Origin of the sequence: Psychrobacillus sp. (assembly GCF_032154225.1) — a bacterium.
Taxonomy (GTDB): Bacteria; Bacillota; Bacilli; order Bacillales_A; family Planococcaceae; genus Psychrobacillus.
This window is the reverse complement of record NZ_JALDYF010000003.1, coordinates 117,961-133,395: the sequence shown is the minus strand read 5'-3', so window position 1 is coordinate 133,395 and position 15,435 is coordinate 117,961. Positions and strand designations below refer to the sequence as shown.

Below are 15,435 nucleotides of genomic sequence, written 5' to 3'. Positions count from 1 at the left end.
GATGGAAACATTGATGATTATTTTAATAGGAATTTTAACGTCTGTTGCGACATATTTAGTCCTCTCACGAAATATTATACGAGTAATTTTAGGAACAGCAGTTTTTTCTCATGCAGTCCATTTGCTTATTTTAACAATGGGTGGATTAAAGAAGGGGAATGTTCCTTTATTGACAGAAGCAGATGCTCCTTATACAGATGCACTACCACAGGCGTTAATCTTAACTGCAATTGTTATTAGTTTTGCAGTGACAGCATTTCTTCTTGTGTTAGCGTACAGAGCGTATCAAGATATTGGTACGGATGATCTTCAAGCATTGAGAGGAACAAATGATGAATAATATACTTGTTTTACCACTAATTATTCCTATTCTAGTAGGGATTCTTCTTGTGTTTCTTCGTCCATATATTCGTGTGCAGCGTGTTATAAGTTTGCTAACGATGATTGGAATAGCTTTCATAAGCTTATATACATTAAATAGAATTCAAGCAGAAGGTATTTTACGATTAGATTTTGGAGGATGGAAGCCGCCGTTTGGAATTTTGTTTGTGGCGGATTCTTTTGCGGTGTTGCTTGTGTTAACTGCGAGTATTGTCACTGCAATTTGTTTGATTTACGCATTTTCATCTATTGGAGAAAGACATGAAAAAATGTATTTCTATCCGTTTGTTTTGTTTTTAGTAGCAGGGGTGAATGGATCTTTTCTAACGGGAGATTTGTTCAACTTGTTTGTTTGTTTTGAAGTAATGCTATTGGCTTCATATGTGCTATTAACATTAGGTGGAGAAAAACGACAATTAAGAGAGGCACTAAAATATGTCGTCATTAATGTACTTGCTTCCTGGTTTTTCTTAGTAGCACTTGCGTATTTATATGGTACATTGGGTACTTTGAATATGGCACAAATTTCGGAAAGAGTTGCAGAGGCAGGACAAGGACCATTGCTAACAACTATTAGTATTCTCTTTTTAATCGTGTTTAGTTTAAAGGCAGGCTTACTATTGTTTTTCTGGTTACCAGGATCATACAGCGTACCTCCAACAGTAGTAGCTGCTCTATTTGGTGCTCTTTTGACGAAAGTAGGCATCTATGCGTTATTCCGTATGTTTACATTAATCTTTTATCATGAACCAGCTATTACGCATAATTTAATAGGAATAATGGCAGGTATCACGGTAATCGCTGGGTGCATCGGTGCTCTAGCATATAAAGATTTACGACAAATCGTCTCTTATAATGTCGTAATTGCTGTTGGCTTCATCTTAATTGGATTAGCGGTTGCTACGCAAACTTCGCTAGAAGGGTCTATTTATTATATTATTCATGACATGATTGCAAAAGCGATGTTATTTTTACTTGCGGGCACGATGATTACACTTACAGGTGCTACAAAGTTCGATCAAATGAGTGGGCTTATTCGAAATTATCCTTTGTTTAGTTGGATGTTTTTTATAGTAACTTGTTCACTTGCTGGAATTCCTCCGTTAAGTGGATTTGTTGGGAAAGTATTAGTGGGACAAGGGGCAGTTGAAACAGGTTCGTATGTGCTAGTTGCGCTTGGATTTTTCTCAAGTGTTGTTGTGTTATATTCTCTACTTCGCATTTTCCTACATTCCATCTTCGGTGAAACTATTATTAGTAAGGAAGATGAAATGCCGCTGAAAAAAGGACTGCTTGTTCCGATTGTATTTCTTGGTATTGGAACAATTGCACTTGGATTAGGTACTGAAGCGCTAGCTAGTTATGTTAGCGACGCAGCAAATACGTTATCGAATCCTTCCGTTTATATTGATGCGGTATTAAGTGAGAATAAGTAATGGAAGAGGTGATGAATAATGCCAGCACAGTTTTTATTTAATTTGTTTATTGCGTTCCTTTGGATGCTACTGCAGGATGAAGACGAACTGAGAATTACAACTTTCATTGCGGGTTTTTTAGTAGGTATTGGGATTATTTTTTTAATGCATCGATTTTTTGGAACGCAGTTTTACTTAAGAAGACTCGTTTCGATAATTAAGCTTTTCTTTATTTTCATTTCGGAATTAACTCTTTCAAGTGTATTAATTCTTAAACAAATTTTAAGTCCTAAGATAAAAATAAGGCCAGGCATTTTTACATATAAAACAGCACTTCGAGGAGATTGGGAAATCACGACGCTTGCGATGCTGCTAACATTAACTCCAGGATCTGTTGTAATGGAAGTAAATCCAGAGGGAGATATGTTTTATATTCATGCCATGGATATTGAGAAATCGAAAGAGGATGTTTTGCGATCGATTGGGAAGTTTGAAAAAGCGATTATGGAGGTGACACGCTAATGGTGGAAAAAATTCTTTTCGTTTCGCTTGCCTTGCTTGCTTTGTCCATTTTAATAGCTTTGTATCGGATTATTAAAGGACCTTCGATGCCAGATCGAGCGGTTGCTTTGGATATGATTGGCGTTAATCTAATTTCTGCCATTGCTATCATTTCAATTGTGTTGAAAACGAGGGCTTTTTTAGAGGCAATTCTTATATTGGGAATACTTGCTTTCATAAGTACAATCGCAATTTCTAAGTATATTGAAAGGGGCGTTATTATTGAACGTAAGTCAGATAATTGAATTGGGCGCAGCTATTTTAATCCTTTTCGGAAGCATTATGGCTGTCATTAGTGCATTAGGGATTATTCGACTTCCTGACGTTTATACGCGCTCGCATGCTGCAACGAAAAGCTCTACATTGGCAGTATTGTTAACTCTTTCAGGTGCGTTTGTGTATTTTTGGGTTAGTGAAGGTTTTATCAGTGTAAGGTTGTTGCTTGGAATTGTGTTTGTTTTTTTAACGGCTCCTGTTGCGGGGCATTTAATCACTCGTGCTGCGTATCGTTCTAAAGTGAAATTGACGGATAATTCGTCCGACGATGCGTTAAAAGCAATATTATTTCCGGATGATAAATAAAAAAGATTGCTTCCGCTATATTTTGGTGGGAGCGATTTTTTTTGCGACGAGTAATTCGTGAATAGAAAAATGATTCTGCCAATTCTGTGAATAAGTTATGTCCGTTCTGCTACCCAATAAAACTAATTTTCGCTAAATTTCGTCTAATATATTGCATTCTACGAAAATAAATAGTAATATCAGTTCTGATATATTGCATACGGAAGTGATAAGAAAAGTCATTTGTACAGCATTCATCTTTGAGGAAATACTATAGAATACAAGAAATGATTATTTCTTAAATCGCAGGAGGCAGGTTTTATGAGTAACAAATTGTCATTTTCCAATCACCTTGTCATTGGAGTAATGCTATTTGCATTGTTTTTCGGGGCTGGAAATTTAATCTTTCCTGCAAGTTTAGGGCAAAATGCGGGAGTGAATGTTTGGATTGCTATCTTGGGATTTTTGGTTACCGGAATTGGGCTACCGTTTTTAGGAACACTTGCTATGGGGTTTTCAGGAAGTAAAAACTTACAGGATCTTTCGAGCAGAGTACATCCTATCTTTGCTGTTATATTTACATCTATGTTGTATTTAACAATTGGGCCATTTTTTGCATTACCGCGAACTGGTGCTGTTTCGTTTGAAGTAGGAGTTTTGCCGTTCTTAAATGCAGAGTATGCACAGATTGGCTTACTAATTTTTACGATAGTATTCTTTGGGGTTACTTTATTATTCTCGCTAAATCCATCTAAAATGGTGGATAATGTTGGGAAGTTTTTATCGCCAGGAATAATCGTCGGGCTTTTTGTTTTATTATTATTTGTTGTTATTAATCCAATGGGTGGATTTGAAGCACCTCAAGGAAATTATATAGACAAGCCGTTCATGACTGGTTTTACTGAAGGGTATAATACGATGGATGCATTGGCGTCATTAGTATTCGGTATTATCGTAATTACTGCGATCCGTTCCATGGGTGTTACGTCAACAAAGGGAATTATTGCTGCCACTGCAAAATCTGGCGGTATCGCTATTTTCTTTTTGGGTATTATATATACCGGTATTGCCTATTTAGGCGCAACAAGTACAGAGCTTTATGGTTTGTTACCCAATGGAGGGCCAGTTTTAAGTAGTGCATCTGAGCATTATTTTGGATCTTTTGGGGCAATTCTTTTATCGATTATTATTTTCTTGGCTTGTTTGACTACTAGTATTGGTTTAACAACTGCTTGTGGTGAGTATTTCCACACATTATTCCCAAAAATTAGCTATAAAGGATTCGTTATTTTCTTCAGCGTATTTACATGCTTTATTGCAAACTTTGGTTTATCAAACATTATTACGTATTCAATTCCAGTGTTAATGTTATTGTATCCATTGGCTATTGTGCTAATTCTTCTAACGTTCCTGTCGCCATTGTTTAATCATGCAAGACTTGTTTATGTTAGCGTTGTTTTCGTGACGTTTTTAATAAGCAGTGTGGATGGTTTAGTAGCGTTATGCAAGTCTCTAGATATCGAATATTATGCTTGGTTGAAACCGATCGTATCATTTTACGAAAAATATTTACCTTTCTATGAATTGGGACTAGGATGGTTAGTGCCATTTGTAGTTGTCACGTTCGTAACAGGTATTATTGCAATGATGATGAAAAAGTAAAAAAATCCTCGACGGAAGAAGTTTAATCTTCCTGTCGAGGATTTTTTTAAGAAAGTATATAAAAATGTTCCATGAACATAGGGTTTAGGGGACACATAGTGAGGAAGGGGGTACAGGAATGGATGGGTGGATTTCGTTACAAACCGGGCGCTTTCGGGGGGCACGGCTTCAATCTCCTCGTCGCTGCAAAAACGCTTCTGCCGGGCTTTCAGCTCGGTGCTCCTGCGGTTACTCGTCGCAGAAAAAATCCGCTGTTCCCGCTGGAGTAGCCGCTTTTCACTACATCCACCCTGCCTATGAGAGTGGAGTTATATTCCTTCTACTTCAGTTCTTTCATGCAACAGGAAGAGAAAAAGCTCATCAATACTTCTAGTTAGAAATAGACCAACAATTTTCGTATGAAGTAAATTTGGCATCTACTTCTCCACTTATCTGTCCAAATACAGAAGTGTCACTTTGTAAAAACCGGCAATTAGCCGCCAAAATTGCATCTTTGGCGGCCGTCAAAGAACAAAGAAAGAGAATTGCTTATCCTATTTCCAAAAATATTTAATTACTTGGCACGGAAGTTACTGGCGAGTAGAAGGCGAACATTTGCCATACGATGACCGACGAAAAAGCTTGTTGGAAGCGGTGCAGCCACTTCCAATAAGCTTTTTAAATTTTAACGTTCATCGTATGGTCCAATGTGAAGCCTGAGATGAGCCAGAAACTGAGTCGCTAAGATGTTTTTATTAGAATTCTTCAATTGTATACAGCCAGTTTGCGCGCATAATCGCAGCGACTTGTGCTGTATCTTTTGCTCTTAATAAACGAATAATTTCGGCATGCTGTGCAATAGAATTTTCTTTTAATACTATTTCTTCATGATAAAACAATCTACGCACATGTGCTTGAAGCATTTCTACTACAGAAAGTATGTATGGGTTATTTGCACTGTCCACAATGAGCTGATGAAACTCTTCATCTACTTTTATAGCATCCGAAAATCTGTTTTCATAAAGAGCATCTGCAAAGAGTTTATTTTTCTCTTCAAGTAGCTGTAGGGCTTGCTCATCTAAATTAGCAATAGCAAGCTCCGCGGCAAGCGATTGTAATGCTGCAAGTGGTGGTAAAAGATTATTAATATCATCTTTTTCAACAGCCGTTACTTGCGTGGCTTTTCCAGGCTTCGTTGTTACAAACCCTTGAGACTCAAGTAGTTGTAATGACTCACGAATAGGTGTTCTGCTGACGCCGAGTGCTTGGGCAAGTTCTAGGTCATTTAACTTTTCTTCAGGTTGCAGTGTACCGTCAATAATCCATTGCTGTAATTGATTGAAGGCACTTAATTTAGCTGTCGTACGAATGGGTTTTGCATGATTAATTGGTATTGGCATGAAAATCACCCCTTGTAATTATCGTAGTTATTAAGCAATAGTATAATAATAGCATAAACTCTATTATACAGTATATTGCGTTTGTGATATAAAAGCAGAATTATTGTGCAAGGATTTTTAATGTAATTGCTTTTACATCAATGGATGAGTCTTCCTCCATAATATCTTTTAGCATAACTTCTCTAAAATAATGAATACTTTTTTCAAGTGGAAGATGCAGAATTTTAGTTAAAGCAATTTCGTACATATGGATGAACTCTGGATCAGTATTACCACGTTTAAGTTCTGCAAACGATTCATACACTTGGTCTAGTTTATCTGCAAGTTCTAATAGTTTTCCTTCAATTGTCTCATCTTTTCCTTCTTTCATTCGATCAAAGAAAATAGGTTGAAATTCTGTTGGAATCTCATCTAATATGAACTTTTCCATCATCTTTTCTTCCACATGAGAAAGCATTTGTTTAAGCTCTGGAGATGCGTGTTTCACTGGAGTTTTGATGTCGCCGATAAAAATTTCGGCAAAGTCATGATTGATCGTTTTTTCATATAGCGACTTCCAGTTGATCGTTGCTCCATTGTTTTCCTCAATTGTTGCAAAGAACATTGCATATTGGGAAACTTTCCAAGAATGCGCGGCAACATTATGCTCTTCAAATTTGAAGCGGCCTGGACAGCGGATAATTCTTTCGAGATCGTTCATACTCATAAAAAATTGATGGATACCCATTAGAAACACTCCTTTGAATTTTCCTTAGTTTGGCTCATGAATGAAGAGAGTTTAATCAATTAAATGATTTGTACAGTTATACAAAGAGCATTCCCACTTATTTTCGAAGTTATGAAGAATAGTGAGGGAAGTATTTTGAATGTTTGTTTTGGGAAATATTGCAGGTAATAACCGTTGCAAGGTAAGACCTATTAAAGCTCCGTGACTAACTAGTAATACTCGTTTTCCTTTAAAATTCAATGCAACTTCGTCTAAGAATTCAGCACCTCTTTTAGATACGTCTTCAAATTTCTCCATTCCGAGATCTATTTCTCGCCAATTTTGTCCCCATTTGTTAAGTCTTTCATCAAGAGTAGTTCCTTCTATTTTGCCACAATCAATTTCACGTATTCTTGTATCATAAATGCTTATTGGCAGGTCTAATTTTGCAGCAATTATTTGTGCTGTTTCAATAGCTCGCGACAAGTCACTAGAAACAATCATATCCCATTTTTCTTCAGTAACCAGTCGATTTGCTAGTGCATGTGCTTGTTGTTTTCCTGTTGTGTTTAATGGGATATCTGATATTCCTTGCGCTTTTCCAAGTTCATTCCATTCTGTTATTCCATGTCGTATTAATCCAATTGTTGCCAAATTTTTGCCTCCCAATTAAGAAAGTCTAGCTGTGAATTGGATTAATGTTATCATACAATCAGATATATATGATGAAAAAAGAAAGAAGAGGATAATAAATGATTAATGACGCGATTAGTCAATTAGGATTCATTTCAGGCACGATTGTGCAATTGTTGGAGCATGTAGAAGACGAGGTACTACAGAAACGTCCGATTGCGAATAAAATGAGTGTTTGGGAAGTATGTGTGCATTTAGCACAAATTCCTAAAGCTGATTTACTTATTCAAAAAGGCAACACACAACAACAAATGGCACACTATTATGAAACCAATATGCCAACTAGTATTGTGTATGCAAAAGATCAATTTACAGCTGGGATTCAAGAGTTTATTTCCTATTTTGAAGAACAAACAGACGCAGAATTGGCATATAAATTTTCTACGTATTGGGGAAGTGAATATAGTAGTGCAGAATGGTTTATACAAACTTTGAATCATTTAACTCATCATCGTGCACAGCTATATAATTATTTGTTATTCTTAGGCAAAGATGTACAAGTTGTTTTATTTCGCTGAGTTCTGGGAATCCTTCTATTATTGAAGGAGGAATTCAAATGGCGAAATATGATCAATTAAAAAATACATTAAATAAACGGTTAGGTGAACTTGAAAAAAGTATGGAAAGTGATGAGGAGTTTGAAACTACGGAGCTATCCAATATTGATAATCATCCTGCGGATAATGCGACGGACTTGACCGATAAACATACTCGTTTAGCACTTCGAAAGCATTACAAGGAAGAATTAGAGGATATACACATAGCTCTAAAAGCAATTGATGGAGGGACATATGGCGTATGCAGTGAATGCTCTGCTGAAATTCCATACGAAAGATTAGAGGCAGTTCCGACCGCTACTACTTGTGTGGAACATGCACCACAAGCAGTGGACGAGTCAATTCGTCCTGTAGAAGAATCTCTTTTGAATGCGACGACTGATCAACCTGTGGATAATGAAGACTCTAGGATTCGGGATTATGAAAACAGCTTTGATGATTTAGAAGAAGTCGGCTCTTCTGATACACCATCGGATAAGCAATAAGGTAAGTACTGTAGTAAGATAGAGGAAAGGAGGTAATCGTATGACTGCTATTGTTTTTTTTGATGGGGAATGTAATTTTTGCGACGCCAGTGTTCAATTTATAATTGCTCGAGATCCGAATGGGTACTTTCAATTTGTAGCTTTGCAAAGTGAAATCGGGTTAGAGCTTAAAATGAAATATCGAATATCAGAGGAATTGGATAGTTTTTTAGTAATGGAAAATGATATAGTATACGATTCCTCAGACGCGGCACTTCTAGTATGTAAACATTTAAATGGAATGTGGAAAGGATTTTATCTGTTTAAGTTTCTTCCGAAATCACTTCGAGATAGCGTGTACAAACTGATTGCTAGGAATAGATATAGATGGTTTGGGAAAAAAGATAGTTGTACAATCCCATCTCCCGACATTAGAAATCGATTTCTGTAATATACACATATTTTATGATACGCTATACTTGAGAATCATTTTCATTCTCGAAAAAGCAGTGAGGTGAAAGCAAGTATGGAAGAGGAAGTATATGATGTAATAATAATTGGCGGAGGCCCAACAGGTTTATTTGCTTCTTTTTATGCAGGGTTACGAGATTTAAAAGTGAAAATAATTGATAGCTTGCCACAACTTGGTGGACAGTTAATGGAGCTTTATCCAGATAAATATATATACGATATTGGTGGTATTCCAAAAATACTAGCGAAAGACTTAGTAGCGAACTTGGAAGAACAAGCGAGATATAGCAATCCGACAATTTGTTTGGAAGAAACCGCAATGGAAGTAGAGAAGCGTGGAGATTTTTTCGTACTAACTACAGATAAAACGGTTCATTATTCTAAAACGATTTTGCTTACTTCTGGTGTTGGTGCTTTCCAACCTAGAAAGTTAAATGTACCAGGAGCAGCAGCTTATGAAGGGAAAAGTCTCCATTATAAAGTGAAAAACATTCAAGACTTCAAAGACTCTAATGTATTTGTGCTAGGTGGCGGAGATTCGGCGCTAGATTGGTCATTAATGCTAGAGGATGTTGCATCTAAAGTGACGATTTGTCACCGAAAAGAGCAGTTTACAGCGCATGAAATGACTGTTCAGCAGCTTCAAAATTCTAAAGTGCATATAAAAACACCTTATGGCATTAAGGAATTAGTTGGGGATGGAGAAACTATTCGTGAAGTTGTTATTGTCGGGAAAGATAAGGAAGAAGAAAGAATTCCAGTTGATCATGTAATTGTTAACTATGGAAATATAGCTTCTTTAGGACCTTTAAAACAATGGGGACTAGAAATGCAAAAAAATTCTATCGTAGTCAATGAAAAGATGGAAACGAATATAGAAGGTATTTATGCAGCAGGTGATGTTTGTACACATGGTGGGAAAGTGAAGTTGATTGCCGTTGGATTTGGGGAAGTTCCAAATGCAATTAGTCATATAAAGGCATTCATCGATCCGAAATCACGCGTGCAACCAATGCATAGTACGAGTATTTTTGAAACGGTGAAGTAAAAAAATACCCCTAGTCACATATTTGAATGTGTCTAGGGGTTATTTCTTATCATCTAAAGAATGCTTTATCGATATTGTATTTTGATCTAAGTGTATTAATCGCATACGATTCGTAAATATCTCTATCCAATGCTTCTGCAACGATACACACGCTAATTTTGTAAACTTCGTTGCGGTGGTTAATCATTTCTGAAGAATTGTCTTCAAAATGTTTTTTAATACGTTGTCTAATCTTACGTGCTTTACCAACGAATAAAAGCTCATTTTCTTTGTTGTAAAACATGAAAATTCCGCCTACATCACGGGGCAGTTGGTGGAAGTCGATAAATCCATAGATTGAAGGAATTTCGACTTCGCCTTCTTTAAGTACTTGCTCGCGTTGTGTAATTACTACGTTTGGTTTTGGTAATTCTACTTTAATCATTCACTCACGTCCTCTTATTGTCTATTCTTCACTATAACATAATCGGGTAATAATATCTATTTTGAGAACAAAAGAAGGAATCTAACAATGAGATGTAGAACTATAAAAAAGATGAAAAATTATGTGGAGGGATTTAATTGATTCGTAAAATAGACGATTTTTTAACAAATTGGAAACATGAAAGTAACTCTACGCTGAAAGTTTTGAACTCATTAACAGATGAGTCACTAACTCAAAAAGTATATGATGAAGGCAGAACATTAGGGCGACTTGCTTGGCATATAGTGATTACTGTGGATGAAATGGTTAGTCAAACGGGCTTGCAATTTACTGCTACTCCTCACGATGCACCAATTCCAACACACGCAAAAGAATTTGCAGAGGCATATAAAAAATCAAGTGACGCTATGGTGCAAGCGATTCAAGAACAGTGGACAGATGAAAGTCTATTCGAGAAAACAGATATGTACGGAGAGCAATGGACGATTGCAACGATATTGCAAATATTAATCTCCCATCAAACGCATCATCGCGGACAAATGACAGTACTTATGCGTCAAGCGGGTCTCGTTGTTCCAGGGATGTATGGACCATCAAAAGAAGAATGGCTAGCATTCTCAGGACAAGCACCTGAATAATTATTCATTGACTGTTAAAGACTATGCAGTTATTTTTAACTGAAAGCTTTTGGTGGATGACAGATTTTATTGGACAAATGGACCAAGGCGAATTTGATTATTATTAACGAACGTAATGGAGGAAAAATAACATGAGCAAAATTCGAATTGGTATTGTAGGGTACGGTAATTTAGGGCGTGGAGTGCAGCTGGCAGTAAAGCAAAACCCAGATATGGAGTTAGTAGGAGTATTCACACGACGTGATCCTTCCACAATTCAAGTAAATGATGCAGCAGTAGGAGTTTATTTAGTTGAAGATATAAAAGATTTTCAAGATAAAATAGATGTGATGATTTTATGTGGAGGTTCGGCGACTGACTTGCCTGAGCAAACACCTCAAATTGCACAATGGTTCCATACGATTGATAGCTTCGATACACATGCATTAATACCAGAGTTTTTTAATAAAGTAGATGAAGTAGCGAAAGTATCGGAGAAAGTAAGTGTTATTTCTGTTGGCTGGGACCCAGGTTTATTTTCATTAAATAGATTGCTTGGAGAAGTTGTTCTTCCTCAAGGAAATACGTACACGTTTTGGGGAGATGGGTTAAGCCAAGGACACTCAGACGCATTAAGACGTATTGAAGGCATAAAAAATGCAGTTCAATACACACTTCCGGTAAAGGATGCAGTGGAGCGTGTTCGTAGTGGAAAGCTTCCGTCACTTTCTACAAGAGAAAAGCATACGAGAGAATGTTTTGTTGTATTAGAGGAAGGCGTAGAGCAAGCTGGAATCGAAGAGCAAATTAAAACGATGCCGAATTATTTTGCTGATTATGACACGACTGTTCACTTTATTTCTGAAGAAGAGCTAGAAACGAATCATAGTGGTATGCCACATGGTGGATTTGTTATTCGCAGTGGAGTGAGTGGTGCGAATGATCAACAGCTGATGGAGTTTTCATTGAAATTAGAAAGTAATCCGAACTTTACTTCTAGCGTTTTAGTTGCTTATGCAAGAGCTGCTTATCGTCTTGGATTATCAGGTCAATTTGGAGCGAAAACAGTATATGATATTCCATTTGGACTGTTGTCACCAAAAACTGCCGAACAATTACGAGCAGAATTGTTATAAAAAATAAACCGGTGCCTCTATAATTAGGGTACCGGTTTTCTAATAGGGGGATGTCAAAATGAAAGTATATGATTTACATTGTGATGTACTATATAAACTTGCAGGGACAGAGCAGCCGGTTAATTTCGCAGATTCTCCGTTGCTTCAGGCGAATAAAGAAGCGTTGAAGGCTGGAGAAGTGGCACTTCAAGTATTTGCTGTGTTTGTATCAGAAGAACTTCCAAAAGAACAACAATTCATAGAAGCGATAAGACAAATCGAGTTTTTCCATACAGAAGTTGTTGGGAAGCATGAGGATGTTGTTGCGATTTATGAATGGGAGCAGCTAGAAACGCTGAAGGAAGGACAAATTGGAGCGGTATTATCGCTGGAAGGTTTGTCTATGATTGATGGAGATATAGAAAAGCTGAAGCTTTTACTTTCTCATGGAGTTAAATTAGTAGGTCTTACATGGAATGGTGCGAATGCAGTAGCGGACGGTGCATCTGAACAAACAGAAAGAGGACTTTCTATGCTTGGAGAAGAAGTCGTTGCTTTATTGAACGAACGAAATATTATTATTGATGTGTCGCATTTAAGTGATAAATCGTTTTGGGATGTGCTACCTAAAGCGAAGTGGCTAATGGCGAGTCATTCGAATGCGCGAACGATTTGTAACTCACCAAGAAACTTAACAGACGATCAAATAAAGGCGTTAATTGCAAGAGAGTCACCTATTCATGTTGTTTACTATCCACTGTTTATTAACGCAGAGAAAAAGCCGGTCGAATTAGTAGATTTAACAAAACATATCGATCATATTGTTTCTCTAGGTGGAAAGCATGTAATCGGATTAGGTTCAGACTTTGATGGAATCGACCAGTTTATAGTAGGTTTAGAGGATGCTTCGAAAGTGCAAAATTTAGTAAGTCATTTATTGACGAAGTATTCGAAAGAAGAGGTCGGAGGTTTTACTTCTCAAAATTTAATTCGATATGTGAAGCAAATTAGTGAGGTGGAAAAACGGAAATGAGTAATCTGCCAGGGTGGTTTTTTGCAGTTGCTATAGCCGTAGTTATTTGTTTTATTATCATTTCGGAATGGTGGACGCGAAGGAATTAACGATATGTATGCTATAATATGAGTTGAAATAATTAAAGAAAGAGGCGCCATATGCTTACATTTGAAGAAAAAGAATTAATTATACAAGAATTTCCGGAGTTGACTCGAAAAGAAGTATCGATGAAACGAGTTAATTACCATTATGAAGATAGTTTATATGAGAAAACCACTGTAATTTATCATCTGCATCCGAATGGAAACGGATTTGTTTATGTTGGAGATATTCCTGAATATGAGGAAGCCAATGATAAAGGCCATTTGAATATCCGTGAAGCTTCTGCTGATGAATTAAGAAAATTGATCAAAGTTTCCATCGCTTATTTAGCAACAGCGGAAGAAGAGGTTGATGATGATGAAGTAGAAGAAGAATGGAAAAATAAAGAAGACTCGAAGTTAACTTTATTACAAGAAGACACGTTATGGAATATTTATCATGGATATAATTTAGAAGAAAGCTTTGGTTCATACGATGAAGCAAAAGCCTATTTACTTGAAGAAGGCTTTCGAAAAGTCGGTACAAGGTAAGGAGGGTTTCAAATGAAAGGGAAATATACGGTTTTCTTTATTATTGCCGTTTTATTTGTCGCGATTGGAGCTACTTTTTACTTTGTCATGCAGTTTTTCGAAAACAATCCAACGCAGCCGCAGCCAGCTAGCTATATGACTGGAATTATTATGGAGATAAATGATAATGGAAGTATTTTAGTTATAGCGGATCTGCCAGTGGATGAAGCGAAAAAGCTTTCTGTTCAAGAAGCTATTGATGCAGGAAAAGATGCTACTTGGTTCACGGTAACGATGGATCAGCGAAATAAGCTAGAAGTATATGATAAGGTGAAGATTGGATACACTGGTCTTCAAGAATCTTATCCAATGCAAGGTTCAGCAAAAACGCTGGAAAAAATAACGGAATAAATGATGTCAAAATAGAGCTATTTAACTTCAATTTATATTGAGGTTGAGTAGCTTTCTTGTATTGTGTCGAAAAGCATGGTACTCTGTTGCAAATCTCAATTAATGAAAGTAGGAAATAGATGTCTAAGGATCAAAGAAAGAAATTATTTGTTCTAATGGTGAATATGTTTATAGCAGTGGCAAGTTTTGGGATTATTATTCCCATTCTACCAGCATATTTAAAGTCAATTGGTGAAGGTGGAACAGCGGCAGGTTTAATGATTGCCATATTTGCAGGTGCGCAGCTTTTAATGTCTCCGATTGCTGGGAGATGGGCAGATAAATATGGAAGAAGAATAATGATTATTGCCGGTCTTAGTGGTTTAGCTTTATCTATGTTCGTATTTTATTTGTCTGATTCTGTAACTGTTTTATATATATCACGTGTTATTGGTGGAGTAGGTGCTGCATTATTAATACCGGCTATTTTTGCTTATGTAGCGGATATTACAACGATGGATCAGCGTGCTAAAGGGAATAGTTTTATCTCTGCTGCAATGTCACTTGGGATTGTTGTTGGTCCTGGTATTGGTGGGTTTTTAGCAGATTTCGGCTTAAAAATGCCATTGCTTATTTCAGCTGTTGTTGGAGTTTTAGCTGTAATCTTCTCGACATTTGTGTTGAAGGAAAGTAAGCCTGAAAATAGTGATGTGTCTGATGCAAAGCAAGAATCTATGGTCAAAGAGATTATCCAATCTACTAAAAAGCCTTATTTTATCCCTCTTGTTATTACCCTCGTTATGAGCTTCGGTTTAATGGCGTATGAGTCGGTTCTTGGACTATTTGTAGACAAAGAATTTGGAGCGTCTCCACAAGATATTGCTTTAATGATAACAGCGACGGGAATCGTAAGTGTAATTGTTCAGTTGTTTGCTGTGGAATGGGTTGTTAAACGTTTTGGGGAAGTGAAAGTGCTAAGAATGTTTTTAGGATTAGCAGCATTTGGATTCTTACTTTCGATTATTGCATCTAGCTATGCATTTTTCTTTGGAGTAACTATGATCATTTTCCTTGCTACATCTATTTTGCGACCAGTGCTTACGACATTAATATCTAAGTTAGCTGGAAAAGAGCAAGGCTTCGCAATGGGTATGAATAACGCATATATGAGTATAGGAAATATTTTAGGGCCGTTGCTTGCTGGTCTTTTATATGATGTGCATATTGTTTATCCGTTTATTTTAGGATTAATCGTCCTGCTTGCTACGATGGTCGGATCGATGATGTGGAAGGTACGTAAAATATAATAGGAAAAGCTGCACCGTAAAATTACGGTGCAGCTTTTTTAATTTGTGTGAATTAATG

At 36.8% G+C, this 15,435-nt stretch carries 21 protein-coding genes; 17 read left to right on the top strand and 4 right to left on the bottom strand.

Annotation, left to right across the window (positions count from 1 at the left end):
* The first annotated feature begins 1 nt into the window (after position 1).
* From RUH95_RS06375 to RUH95_RS06345, 7 genes are all read left to right on the top strand, one after another.
* Positions 2-340 (top strand): Na(+)/H(+) antiporter subunit C, encoded by a 339-nt coding sequence (locus RUH95_RS06375; RefSeq protein WP_313892004.1) that lies wholly within the window; start codon positions 2-4, stop codon positions 338-340.
* Entirely contained in the window at positions 333-1,817 is a 1,485-nt protein-coding gene (locus tag RUH95_RS06370) for a Na+/H+ antiporter subunit D (RefSeq protein ID WP_313892202.1), read from the top strand. The genes RUH95_RS06375 and RUH95_RS06370 overlap by 8 nt, the downstream gene beginning before the upstream one ends.
* Positions 1,818-1,835: 18 nt before the next feature.
* Complete coding sequence (locus RUH95_RS06365) at positions 1,836-2,318, top strand: Na+/H+ antiporter subunit E (protein ID WP_313892003.1); 483 nt, start codon at positions 1,836-1,838, stop codon at positions 2,316-2,318.
* Complete coding sequence (locus RUH95_RS06360) at positions 2,318-2,602, top strand: Na(+)/H(+) antiporter subunit F1 (protein WP_313892002.1); 285 nt, start codon at positions 2,318-2,320, stop codon at positions 2,600-2,602. The genes RUH95_RS06365 and RUH95_RS06360 overlap by 1 nt, the downstream gene beginning before the upstream one ends.
* Complete coding sequence (locus RUH95_RS06355) at positions 2,580-2,939, top strand: Na+/H+ antiporter subunit G (protein ID WP_313892001.1); 360 nt, start codon at positions 2,580-2,582, stop codon at positions 2,937-2,939. The genes RUH95_RS06360 and RUH95_RS06355 overlap by 23 nt, the downstream gene beginning before the upstream one ends.
* Positions 2,940-3,239: 300 nt before the next feature.
* Positions 3,240-4,580, top strand: coding sequence for a branched-chain amino acid transport system II carrier protein (gene brnQ / locus RUH95_RS06350; protein WP_313892000.1), 1,341 nt, complete (start codon positions 3,240-3,242; stop codon positions 4,578-4,580).
* Positions 4,581-4,702: 122 nt separating this feature from the next.
* Entirely contained in the window at positions 4,703-4,849 is a 147-nt protein-coding gene (locus RUH95_RS06345) for a hypothetical protein (protein WP_313891999.1), read from the top strand.
* 465 nt (positions 4,850-5,314) lie between these two features.
* Here RUH95_RS06345 and RUH95_RS06340 read toward each other — a convergent pair whose 3' ends face one another.
* The 3 genes from RUH95_RS06340 to RUH95_RS06330 form a co-directional block, all read right to left on the bottom strand.
* A complete protein-coding gene (locus RUH95_RS06340) occupies positions 5,315-5,959 on the bottom strand; it encodes a GntR family transcriptional regulator (RefSeq protein WP_313891998.1) in 645 nt (214 codons plus the stop codon).
* A gap of 100 nt (positions 5,960-6,059) precedes the next feature.
* Positions 6,060-6,686, bottom strand: a complete 627-nt coding sequence (locus tag RUH95_RS06335; RefSeq protein ID WP_313891997.1) for a YfbR-like 5'-deoxynucleotidase — start codon at positions 6,684-6,686, stop codon at positions 6,060-6,062.
* A gap of 51 nt (positions 6,687-6,737) precedes the next feature.
* Positions 6,738-7,319 carry a histidine phosphatase family protein gene (locus RUH95_RS06330; protein WP_313891996.1) on the bottom strand — a complete coding sequence of 194 codons (582 nt, stop codon included), beginning with the start codon at positions 7,317-7,319 and terminating at the stop codon, positions 6,738-6,740.
* A 98-nt stretch (positions 7,320-7,417) separates the two neighbouring features.
* On the opposite strand from RUH95_RS06330, the gene RUH95_RS06325 reads away from it, so the two are divergent.
* From RUH95_RS06325 to RUH95_RS06310, 4 genes are all read left to right on the top strand, one after another.
* A complete protein-coding gene (locus RUH95_RS06325; protein WP_313891995.1) occupies positions 7,418-7,876 on the top strand; it encodes a DinB family protein in 459 nt (152 codons plus the stop codon).
* A gap of 38 nt (positions 7,877-7,914) precedes the next feature.
* The gene (locus tag RUH95_RS06320; RefSeq protein ID WP_313891994.1) at positions 7,915-8,400 is read left to right on the top strand and encodes a TraR/DksA C4-type zinc finger protein; all 486 of its coding nucleotides are present in this window, start codon (positions 7,915-7,917) and stop codon (positions 8,398-8,400) included.
* Between the two features lie 40 nt (positions 8,401-8,440).
* Positions 8,441-8,830, top strand: coding sequence for a thiol-disulfide oxidoreductase DCC family protein (locus tag RUH95_RS06315; RefSeq protein ID WP_313891993.1), 390 nt, complete (start codon positions 8,441-8,443; stop codon positions 8,828-8,830).
* Positions 8,831-8,905: 75 nt separating this feature from the next.
* Positions 8,906-9,898 carry an NAD(P)/FAD-dependent oxidoreductase gene (locus RUH95_RS06310; RefSeq protein ID WP_313891992.1) on the top strand — a complete coding sequence of 331 codons (993 nt, stop codon included), beginning with the start codon at positions 8,906-8,908 and terminating at the stop codon, positions 9,896-9,898.
* 49 nt (positions 9,899-9,947) lie between these two features.
* On the opposite strand, the gene RUH95_RS06305 is transcribed toward RUH95_RS06310, so the two are convergent.
* On the bottom strand, positions 9,948-10,322 hold the full coding sequence (locus RUH95_RS06305; RefSeq protein ID WP_313891991.1) for a nucleotide excision repair endonuclease: 375 nt from the start codon (positions 10,320-10,322) through the stop codon (positions 9,948-9,950).
* Between the two features lie 137 nt (positions 10,323-10,459).
* On the opposite strand from RUH95_RS06305, the gene RUH95_RS06300 reads away from it, so the two are divergent.
* From RUH95_RS06300 to RUH95_RS06275, 6 genes are all read left to right on the top strand, one after another.
* Positions 10,460-10,960 (top strand): DinB family protein, encoded by a 501-nt coding sequence (locus tag RUH95_RS06300; protein ID WP_313891990.1) that lies wholly within the window; start codon positions 10,460-10,462, stop codon positions 10,958-10,960.
* Positions 10,961-11,091: 131 nt separating this feature from the next.
* Entirely contained in the window at positions 11,092-12,075 is a 984-nt protein-coding gene (locus RUH95_RS06295) for a diaminopimelate dehydrogenase (RefSeq protein WP_313891989.1), read from the top strand.
* 58 nt (positions 12,076-12,133) lie between these two features.
* Positions 12,134-13,087 (top strand): dipeptidase, encoded by a 954-nt coding sequence (locus RUH95_RS06290; protein WP_313891988.1) that lies wholly within the window; start codon positions 12,134-12,136, stop codon positions 13,085-13,087.
* A 140-nt stretch (positions 13,088-13,227) separates the two neighbouring features.
* Positions 13,228-13,701, top strand: a complete 474-nt coding sequence (locus RUH95_RS06285; RefSeq protein WP_313891987.1) for a hypothetical protein — start codon at positions 13,228-13,230, stop codon at positions 13,699-13,701.
* A gap of 12 nt (positions 13,702-13,713) precedes the next feature.
* Positions 13,714-14,091, top strand: a complete 378-nt coding sequence (locus RUH95_RS06280; RefSeq protein WP_313891986.1) for a YobA family protein — start codon at positions 13,714-13,716, stop codon at positions 14,089-14,091.
* Positions 14,092-14,210: 119 nt separating this feature from the next.
* Positions 14,211-15,377, top strand: coding sequence for an MFS transporter (locus RUH95_RS06275; protein WP_313891985.1), 1,167 nt, complete (start codon positions 14,211-14,213; stop codon positions 15,375-15,377).
* Positions 15,378-15,435: the final 58 nt, after the last annotated feature.